The following is a 7,727-nucleotide window of genomic DNA, read 5'->3' on the forward strand; positions in this document are numbered from 1 at the left end:
CCCCCGCGTCGGCTGCACAGCGCGCTGTCCATGCCGTATTTCTCGTTCGCCCAGCCGCTGACCCCACGGAGCTGAATATGAGCGACATCCAGTGGAGCGACGGCGCTCCCATCTACCGTCAGTTGAAGGAGCGCGTGATCGCCATGATGCTCGACGGAATCCTCAAGCCGGGCGATGCCCTGCCTTCGGTGCGCCAGGTGGCCGCCGACTATCAACTCAATCCCATCACCGTTTCGCGCGCTTACCAGGAACTGGCCGACGAAGGCCTGGTCGAGAAGCGCCGCGGCCTGGGCATGTTCATGACCGAGCAGGCGGCCACGCAGCTGCGCAGCAGCGAGCGCGACCGTTTCCTCAACGAAGAATGGCCCGCGGTTCTGGAGCGCATCCAGCGCCTGGGCCTGAGCCTCGACGAATTGCTGCCCCAGGGGAAAGTCTGATGAATAGCACTGCAAGTGAGTCGGTCATCACCGCCCGAGGCCTGCGCAAGGCCTACAAGACCACGGTCGCCCTCGACAATGCCAGTTTCAGCATTCCAAGCGGGCGTATCGTCGGCCTGATCGGGCCCAATGGCGCCGGCAAGACCACCGCGCTGAAGGCCCTTCTGGGCCTGACCTCGGTGGAGGGTGAACTGAGCGTGCTCGGCCGCGACCCGCGACTGCACCGCGACGAACTGATGAACGACATCTGCTTCATCGCCGACGTCGCCGTACTGCCGCGCTGGCTGAAGGTCCGCGAGGCGATCGACTTCGTCGCCGGCGTGCACCCGCGCTTCGACCGCGCCCGTTGCGAGCGCTTCCTGGCCAACACCAAGCTGCAGCCGAAGCAGCGCGTGCGCGAGCTGTCCAAGGGCATGATCGTGCAGCTGCACCTGGCGCTGGTGATGGCCATCGATGCCCGCATCCTGGTGCTGGACGAACCGACCCTGGGCCTGGACATCCTGTACCGCAAGGAGTTCTACCAGCGCCTGCTGGAAGACTACTTCGACGAACAGAAGACCATCATCGTCACCACCCACCAGGTGGAGGAGATCGAGCACATCCTCAGCGACGTGATGTTCATCCGCGACGGCCGCATCGTGCTCGACGCGGAAATGGACGACGTCGGCCGGCGCTACACCGAGCTGCTGGTCAATGCCGACCAGCTGGACACCGCCCGCGCCCTGAAGCCGATCGACGAGCGCAGCCTGGCGTTCGGCAAGACCGTGATGCTGTTCGATGGCGTGCCGCGCATCCAGCTCTCCACCCTTGGCGAGACCCGCAGCCCGGGCCTGGCCGATCTGTTCGTCGCCATCATGAAGGGGACCTACGCATGAATGCCGTCAACCACCCCGTCAGCCCGATGGGCACCCTGCGCTGGCTGCTCAAGCGCGAGTACTGGGAGAACCGTGGCGGTTTCCTGTATGCACCGCTGATCGCCGGCCTGATCTCGCTGGTGATGAGCACCATCGGCATCGCCTTTGGCCTGTTCGCTCTGCATCGGGCCGCGCGTGATGGCGGCCTGCACATCGATGGCGAAGACGTGAACATCAACGGCCTGGACCTGGCCCTGCTGACCCGCGACATCAGCACCAAGGACCTGGCCGACCTCGGCAACGGCCTCGACCTGACCCTGGTGCTCAGCTCGGCCTGGCCGTTCCTGGTGCTGGCCTTCGTGGTGTTCTTCTACTGCCTGGGCGCCCTGTACGACGATCGCCGCGACCGCAGCATCCTGTTCTGGAAGTCGTTGCCGCTGTCGGACACGCAGACCGTGCTGTCCAAGGTGATCAGCGCACTGATCGTGGCACCGTTGATCGCGGTGATCGCTGGCATCCTCACCATGTTCGGTTTCATGCTGATCATCAGTGCCGTCGCGCTGCTGCACGGTGGCAGCCCGATGACCCTGATCTGGGGCCCGGCCAGCCCGCTGACCCTTGCCGCTGGGCACCTGGCCTGGATTCCGGTCTATGCCCTGTGGGCCCTGCCCACCGCCGGCTGGCTGCTGCTGTGCTCGGCATGGGCCAGGAGCAAGCCGTTCCTGTGGGCGGTGATGCTGCCGCTGTTTGCCGGCGTCATCATCAGCACCACCAAGGTGATGCCGCTGATCGGCCTGACCACGGGCTGGTTCTGGCAGAACATCGTCGGGCGCCTGCTGCTGGGCGCCGTGCCGGGCACCGACCTGGTGTACCGCCTAAGCGCCGATGAGGGCTCGCGCCGCGATCTCGAGTCGGTCGTCAGTCTGATGTCCCCCGCCTCGCAGCTGAAGTCGCTGGCGATGCCGGAACTGTGGATCGGCGCCGTCGTCGGTGCAGTGTTCATCTTCCTTGCCATCCGCCTGCGCAAGCGCGCCGGCGAGATCTGATCCCATCCATCCGGAGGCATTACCCATGCGTTCCCTGCTCGCCTGTTCTGCGTTGTTGCTGTTGCCGTTGTCGGCGCTGGCCGCCGATGCTCCGAACTGCAAGTTCACTGCTGCCCGCGCGCTGAAGCTGGACGTGGCCGGTGCCAAGACGGTGGTGTTCGAGGTCAACCAGCATGACCTGAAGGTGGTCGCCAGCGCTGGCGGCGGCCAGCTGGACGGCCGCGCCTGCGCGTCCAGCCAGGAATGGCTGGACCAGCTGGTACTGGACCAGCGCAAGGTGGGCGACAAGCTGGTGGTGAGCCTGCGCCGCGACGGCCGCCAAAGTGGCATCAGTCTGGGCAACAGCTACGCCTGGCTGGATATCCGCGGCAGCGTGCCGGACAACCTGCCGCTGCAGTTCAAGGTCGGCTCGGGCGATGCCAGCGTGGAAAACGCACAGTCCCTCAGCGTGGACGTCGGCTCAGGTGACGCGGTGGCCCGCGGCACCCGCGGCAGCATCCACGCTGCAGTGGGTTCCGGCGACCTCAACATCGATGGCGGCAGTTCCTTGAACCTGCTGTCGCTGGGTTCCGGCGACGTCACCGTACGCAACATCAGCGGCGACGCCAGCACCGGTACCGTCGGCTCCGGTGACCTGAAGATCACCGATGTACGTGGCAACGCGCGGCTGGACACGGTGGGCTCGGGTGACATCGAGTTCAAGCGCGTGCAGGGCAACGTTGAAGTGGGCGTGGTCGGCTCCGGCGGCGTCGACCTGGCCGACATCGGCGGCAATGTGCACGTCCGCAGCCACGGCTCGGGCGACATCCACGTCGACGGCGTGCGCGGCACCCTGACCGTCGATCACAGCGGCAGCGGTGACGTCGATCATCGCAACGTCAGCGGGCGGGTCACTCTGCCGCGCAGCAAGTAACCCTCTTCCAGACACTACCAGGGGAACACCATGAACCTGTTGCGCCTGTTGCCCGCTGTGCTGCTGTCCCTGCCGCTGATCGCCTGCGGCGGCACGTCGTCCGCGCCCGACAAGACCGTCGGCAAAAGCGTCGCCGAAGCCACAGGTGGCGTTGGCGAGACCGTCAGAAACGCCATGGACGATGCCCGCAAGGATATCGCCCAGGGCAACATCAAGATCTCAGCGGACAAGCAGCCGCGTGCGGAGATCACCCCGGATGGCCGCCTGCTGATCGCGGGCAAGGAGATCGCTGCCAACGATATCCAGCGCCGCCATCTGCAGGACTACCGCGGCCACGTGGTCGCCATCGCGATGGACGGCATGGATGTCGGCCTGGCAGGCGCCAAACTGGGTGCCAGCGCGGCCGGCGAAGCGCTGAAGGGCATTTTCAGCGGCGACAGCGAAGGTGTCGAAAAGCGCATCAATGCCGAAGCCGAGAAGATCGAAGCCCAGGCCAAGCGCATCTGCGACCGCCTTCCGGCGATGCTGGCCAGCCAGCAGGCGCTCGCACGCGAACTGCCGGCGTTCAAGCCCTACGCGACCATGGACCAGGGCGACGTGGACGACTGCGGCAAGGACACCGTGGTCCAGCGCTAGGCCTGTGACAGATCAGCGCACCCGGCCGGCAGCGGCGTCCGGCTGCCGGCCGTAGTGCGCCGTCCGGCTTACAATGGCGGCCCCGGACGCCCCCGAACCGAATGTCATGAAGAAGCTGTTTCTGCTGCTGACCGCCCTGCTCTGCCTCGGCCTGGTCGGCTGTGACCAGGAATACCGCAACCACCGTGCCGAGCGCGGCAAGCCCAAGATTTCCGTCAGCGAAGGCATGGTCACCGTGCGTCGCCCGCCAGCACCGAACATCATCATCCTCGCCGATGGCACGATGAAGATGGACGAGATCCAGATTCCGCTGGACGACGGACAGAAGCAGATGCTGCAGACCATGTTCGGCAAGCTGCAGGTGCTGCGCCAGAACACCCTGGTGGCCGCACCGGCCGATCCCAACATGCAGCCGGTGAAGATCCAGCCGCCCGAGGGCATGGAAGTGATTCCGACGGACCTGATCCAGCGCATCCCCGAGTTCAAGGATTACACCGACACCTTCGGCAACATCGTCGCCGACCGTCGCTGAAGAAAAACGCCGCCCGAGGGCGGCGTTTCCTTTTGTAGAGCCGGGCATGGGCTCGGCTCTACAGATTACAGAATCCGGATCAACCGCCGCCACCGCCACCGGCCTGGATGCCACCGGCCGTCAGCGCGGCCGGGTCCAGCAGACGACGCAGCTCGGCTTCGGCCAACCCGCTGTCCTCCAGTGCCACGTCCAGCACCGGGCGCTGTTCCTTGTAGGCACGCTTGGCAATCGCCGCAGCCTTCTCGTAGCCGATGATCGGATTCAGTGCGGTGACCAGGATCGGATTACGCGCCAGCGCCTCGGCCACGCGATCCTCACGCACCTTCAGCCCGGCGATCGCGCTGTCCGCCAACAGGGTCGACACGTTGGCGAGCAGGGCGATGCCATCGAGCAGGTTCACCGCGATCAGCGGCAGCGTGACGTTGAGCTGGAAGTTGCCGGTCTGGCCAGCCACGGTGATCGCGGTGTGGTGGCCGATGACCTGCGCACAGGCCATCACGGTCGCTTCCGGAATCACCGGATTGACCTTGCCCGGCATGATCGAGCTGCCCGGCTGCAGTGCCGGCAGTTCGATCTCGCCCAGCCCGGCCAGCGGACCGGCGTTCATCCAGCGAAGGTCATTGGCGATCTTGATCAGCGCCACGGCCAGCGCATTGAGCTGGCCGGACAGCTCGACTGCATCGTCCTGCGCGGCCAGGCCTTCGAATTTGTTCTCGGCGCTGTCGAACTTGAAACCGGTCTGCTGCTTCAGCGCCTTGGCGACCTGCGCGCCAAAACGTGGGTCGGCGTTGATGCCGGTGCCGATGGCGGTGCCGCCCAGCGGCAGGCGACGCACGCGCTTGAGGCTGTCTTCGATGCGCTCCTGCGCCGAGGCCAGCTGCGCCGACCACGCACCGAATTCCTGCTCGAAGGTGAGCGGCATCGCATCCATCAGGTGGGTACGGCCGGTCTTGACCACCTTGCGCAGGCTGCGGCCCTTCTTGTCCAGGGTCTTGCGCAGGTGCACCAGCGCCGGCAGCAGCTGCTCATGCGTCGCCAGTACCGCCGACACGCGCAGCGCGGTTGGAATCACGTCGTTGGAGCTCTGCCCCTGGTTGACGTGGTCATTGGGATGCACAGCGGCCTTGCCGGCCTTGCCGGCACGGTTGGCCAGGGTGGCGATGACCTCGTTGGCATTCATGTTCGAGGATGTACCCGAACCGGTCTGGTAGACGTCGATCGGGAAGTGCGCGTCCCAGTCGCCGGCAGCCACTTCGGCGGCGGCGGTCTGGATGGCCTTGGCCACATTCTTCGGCAGGTGGCCCAGCTCGGCGTTGACGCCCGCGGCGGCGCCCTTGACCAGGCCCAGGGCACGGATGAAACCGCGCGGCATGCGCTGGCCCGACACCGGGAAGTTCTGCACGGCACGCTGGGTCTGGGCGCCCCACAGGGCGTCCACAGGCACCTGCAGCTCGCCCATGCTGTCGTGTTCGATTCTGAAACCCTTGCTTGCAGCTTTGCTCATTGCATCAACTCCGCACTACTTCAGTTGGGGAAAGGGAAGCGGCGGCTGGCAGGGTGTCGCTTCCCGGGCTGGCGGCTACGCCAACGATACTCCCTTGCCCGCAGCGTGGGATGACGAGCGCGGGCCAGATCGTTTCATCCGCAGGGCCGTGTTGTAGAACCGAACCTACGCTCGGCTGGCCCGTGGGCGCTGGATTACCCGGAGCAGCCGCGCGTGGGCTCGGCTCTACAGGGCACGCCTGCCCGGCACATCGTAGAATATGGCCCCCGCCGCTCGTCCCAGCCCTGCCGACATGTCCGATTCCGCCCTGCTCGCCCTGTCCCCGCTCGATGGCCGCTATGCCGGCAAGGTCGATGCCCTGCGCCCGATCTTCTCCGAGTACGGCCTGATCAAGGCCCGCATCACGGTCGAAGTGGAGTGGCTGCTGGCCCTGGCCGCCGAGCCGGGCATCGTCGAGCTGGCCCCGTTCTCCGACGCCGCCGTCGCCCGCCTGCGCGCCCTGGCCGCCAGCTTCAGCCCGGCCCAGGCCGCGCGCGTGAAGGAAATCGAGCGCACCACCAACCATGACGTCAAGGCGGTGGAGTACTTCATCAAGGAACAGCTGAAGGACGACACCGAGCTGGCACCGGCGCTGGAATTCGTGCATTTCGCCTGCACCAGCGAAGACATCAACAACCTCAGCTACGGCCTGATGCTGGAGCAGGCCCGCCGCGAGGTGCTGCTGCCGACCCTGGACGGCATCGCCAACAGCCTGCGCAGCCTAGCCCACGCCCAGGCCGGCCAGCCGATGCTGTCGCGCACCCACGGCCAGACCGCCTCGCCGACCACCCTGGGCAAGGAACTGGCCAACGTGGTCGCGCGCCTGGAGCGCCAGCGCAGGCAGATCGCTGCCGTCGAGCTGACCGGCAAGATCAACGGCGCGGTAGGCAACTACAACGCGCACGTGGCCAGCTATCCGGACGTGGACTGGCCGGCCTTCGCCGAGCGCTTCGTGACCGGCCTGGGCCTGGTGTTCAACCCGTACACCACGCAGATCGAGCCGCACGACAACATCGCCGAGATCGGCGATGCCGCACGCCGCGCCAACATCATCCTGATCGACCTGGCCCGTGACATCTGGGGCTACGTTTCGCTGGGCTACTTCAAGCAGCGCCTGAAGGAAGGCGAAGTCGGCTCGTCGACGATGCCGCACAAGGTCAACCCGATCGATTTCGAGAATGCGGAAGGCAACTTCGGCATCGCCAACGCGCTGTTCGAGCACTTCAGCGCGAAGCTGCCGATCAGCCGCTGGCAGCGTGACCTGACCGATTCCACCGTGCTGCGTGCACTGGGCACCGCGTTCGGCCACAGCCAGGTGGCACTGGACTCGCTGGCCAAGGGCCTGGGCAAGCTGGAAGTGAACCCGCAGCGGCTGGACGCGGATCTGGACGCGGCCTGGGAAGTGCTGGCCGAAGCCGTGCAGACGGTGATGCGCCGCCATGGCCTGCCGAATCCGTACGAGCAGCTGAAGGCGCTGACCCGTGGCCAGGGCATCACCGCCGAGTCGATGCGTGCGTTCGTGCAGGGGCTGGAGCTGCCGGCGGATGCGAAGCAGCGCCTGCTGGAGATGACCCCGGGCAGCTACACCGGTCTGGCGGAATCGCTGGCGAAGAAGATCTAAGGTTTTCCTGCGGCGGCGGCCGCGGGCGCTGCCTGCGGCAGGCAACGGCAACAGCAACATAAACGTCAAGAGCGGCTCTGGATTGCTGCTAGCTGGGCGGGTCGGGATGGGCCCCCGGGGCACCCCGGGAACCCCGCCCGGGGGG

Annotated in this window: 8 protein-coding genes; 7 read left to right on the forward strand and 1 reads right to left on the reverse strand. The window is 66.4% G+C overall.

What is annotated here, in order from left to right:
• The first annotated feature begins 77 nt into the window (after positions 1 to 77).
• From G5A07_RS20805 to G5A07_RS20830, 6 genes are all read left to right on the forward strand, one after another.
• Positions 78 to 437 (forward strand): GntR family transcriptional regulator, encoded by a 360-nt coding sequence (locus G5A07_RS20805; protein WP_006453095.1) that lies wholly within the window; start codon positions 78 to 80, stop codon positions 435 to 437.
• The gene (locus G5A07_RS20810) at positions 437 to 1,312 is read left to right on the forward strand and encodes an ABC transporter ATP-binding protein (RefSeq protein WP_191863939.1); all 876 of its coding nucleotides are present in this window, start codon (positions 437 to 439) and stop codon (positions 1,310 to 1,312) included. Before G5A07_RS20805 ends, G5A07_RS20810 begins: the two co-directional genes overlap by 1 nt.
• Positions 1,309 to 2,337, forward strand: a complete 1,029-nt coding sequence (locus G5A07_RS20815; RefSeq protein WP_010480410.1) for an ABC-2 transporter permease — start codon at positions 1,309 to 1,311, stop codon at positions 2,335 to 2,337. The genes G5A07_RS20810 and G5A07_RS20815 overlap by 4 nt, the downstream gene beginning before the upstream one ends.
• Before the next feature lie 25 nt (positions 2,338 to 2,362).
• Positions 2,363 to 3,250: a DUF2807 domain-containing protein gene (locus G5A07_RS20820; protein ID WP_010480407.1), complete on the forward strand. Its 888-nt coding sequence runs from the start codon at positions 2,363 to 2,365 to the stop codon at positions 3,248 to 3,250.
• Between the two features lie 30 nt (positions 3,251 to 3,280).
• A complete protein-coding gene (locus G5A07_RS20825) occupies positions 3,281 to 3,886 on the forward strand; it encodes a hypothetical protein (RefSeq protein ID WP_010480405.1) in 606 nt (201 codons plus the stop codon).
• Positions 3,887 to 3,992: 106 nt separating this feature from the next.
• Entirely contained in the window at positions 3,993 to 4,418 is a 426-nt protein-coding gene (locus tag G5A07_RS20830; RefSeq protein ID WP_010480403.1) for a hypothetical protein, read from the forward strand.
• Between the two features lie 79 nt (positions 4,419 to 4,497).
• Here the strand turns inward: G5A07_RS20830 and G5A07_RS20835 are convergent, their stop codons facing one another.
• Positions 4,498 to 5,922, reverse strand: coding sequence for a class II fumarate hydratase (locus G5A07_RS20835; RefSeq protein ID WP_191863940.1), 1,425 nt, complete (start codon positions 5,920 to 5,922; stop codon positions 4,498 to 4,500).
• 292 nt (positions 5,923 to 6,214) lie between these two features.
• Here G5A07_RS20835 and purB point away from each other — a divergent pair, with 292 nt between their 5' ends.
• Complete coding sequence (gene purB, locus G5A07_RS20840; protein WP_010480398.1) at positions 6,215 to 7,582, forward strand: adenylosuccinate lyase; 1,368 nt, start codon at positions 6,215 to 6,217, stop codon at positions 7,580 to 7,582.
• The last annotated feature ends 145 nt before the right edge of the window (positions 7,583 to 7,727 follow it).

The organism is Stenotrophomonas sp. AS012628 (genome assembly GCF_010608305.1).
Lineage (GTDB): Bacteria > Pseudomonadota > Gammaproteobacteria > Xanthomonadales > Xanthomonadaceae > Stenotrophomonas > Stenotrophomonas geniculata.

Excerpts from the sequence above, each read along its gene's own strand:
- purB (WP_010480398.1), top strand. The coding sequence starts at position 6,215 with ATGTCCGATTCCGCCCTGCTCGCCCTGTCCCCGCTCGATGGCCGCTAT.
- G5A07_RS20825 (WP_010480405.1), top strand. The coding sequence starts at position 3,281 with ATGAACCTGTTGCGCCTGTTGCCCGCTGTGCTGCTGTCCCTGCCGCTG.
- G5A07_RS20815 (WP_010480410.1), top strand. The coding sequence starts at position 1,309 with ATGAATGCCGTCAACCACCCCGTCAGCCCGATGGGCACCCTGCGCTGG.
- G5A07_RS20805 (WP_006453095.1), top strand. The coding sequence starts at position 78 with ATGAGCGACATCCAGTGGAGCGACGGCGCTCCCATCTACCGTCAGTTG.
- G5A07_RS20820 (WP_010480407.1), top strand. The coding sequence starts at position 2,363 with ATGCGTTCCCTGCTCGCCTGTTCTGCGTTGTTGCTGTTGCCGTTGTCG.
- G5A07_RS20810 (WP_191863939.1), top strand. The coding sequence starts at position 437 with ATGAATAGCACTGCAAGTGAGTCGGTCATCACCGCCCGAGGCCTGCGC.
- G5A07_RS20830 (WP_010480403.1), top strand. The coding sequence starts at position 3,993 with ATGAAGAAGCTGTTTCTGCTGCTGACCGCCCTGCTCTGCCTCGGCCTG.
- G5A07_RS20835 (WP_191863940.1), bottom strand. The coding sequence starts at position 5,922 with ATGAGCAAAGCTGCAAGCAAGGGTTTCAGAATCGAACACGACAGCATG.